The organism is Burkholderia sp. E168m23, from assembly GCF_016586125.1.
In the GTDB taxonomy this organism is placed as follows: domain Bacteria; phylum Pseudomonadota; class Gammaproteobacteria; order Burkholderiales; family Burkholderiaceae; genus Burkholderia; species Burkholderia orbicola.
Genome location: NZ_BCPP01001490.1, coordinates 1 through 996, shown reverse-complemented (window position 1 = coordinate 996; position 996 = coordinate 1). Strand labels below are relative to the sequence as shown.

Below are 996 nucleotides of genomic sequence, written 5' to 3'. Positions count from 1 at the left end.
AGGTGACGGCCGTCACGATGCAGAGCGTCGCGGCGCCCGAGCAGACCCAGGCCGCGTACGCCGAAGTCGCGAAGGCGCGGGACGAGCGCGAGGCCGCGAAGCGCGCCGCGCAGGCGTATGCAAGCGACCTGCTGCCGAAGGCGCAGGGCGATGCGGCGAAGCTCATCGACGAAGCGAAGGCGTATGCCGATCGCGTGGTCACCGAAGCCGAAGGCGACGCGGACCGCTTCAAGCAGGTCTACGCGCAGTATTCGAAGGCGCCGGCGGTCATCCGCGAGCGGATGTACCTCGAGACGATGCAGGAAATCTATTCGAACGCGACGAAGGTGTTCGTCGGCAACAAGGGCGGCAACAGCGTCGTGTATCTGCCGCTCGACAAGCTCGTCGAGCAGGGGCGGCAAAACGCCGCGGCGTCGACCGGCGCATCCGCGCCCGATGCGGCGTCGGCACCGGCCGCAACGGCGCCCTCGGCAGCCGCTGCCGCGCCGGCGAGCGCCGCACCGGCCGCCACCGCGTCGGGTGTCGACGTGCTGCGATCGCGGGACGCGTTTCGCAGCCGGTCGCGTGAAGACGATACGAAGTAACGGGGAGCGCAGAACATGAACCGAATCATTGCGCTCGTCGTCGCAATCGTGATCGTTGCCTTCGCGGCATCGTCGACGGTCCTGACCGTCGATCCGCGCCATGCGGCCGTGCTGTCGGGCCGCGACGGTACGCAGCCGGAGCTCGCGGGCCCCGGCGTCCACTTCAAGCTGCCGCCGCCGCTGCAGACGGCCACGCTGATCGACACGCGCCTGCAGTCGCTCGAGTCGGCCGATCCGCTGCAGCTGGCAACCGAAGACAAGCATGACCTGCTCGTCGCGTATGCGGTGAAGTACCGGATCAGCGATCCGATGAAATATTTCACGGCGGCGGGCGGCGATCCGGCCGCGGCGGTCGAACGACTGTCGGGCGCGCTGAAGAGCGCGCTCGGCGACGCATTCGGCAAGCGCGCGC

1 protein-coding gene and 1 pseudogene are annotated in these 996 nt (G+C 69.1%); both read left to right on the top strand.

The window, feature by feature from the left end:
* Positions 1–584, top strand: a pseudogene (locus JMF90_RS38395) (protease modulator HflK); the annotation flags it as partial.
* Between the two features lie 15 nt (positions 585–599).
* Positions 600–996, top strand: a 397-nt coding sequence (locus JMF90_RS38390) for an SPFH domain-containing protein (RefSeq protein ID WP_268906107.1), incomplete at its 3' end; no start/stop codon positions are given.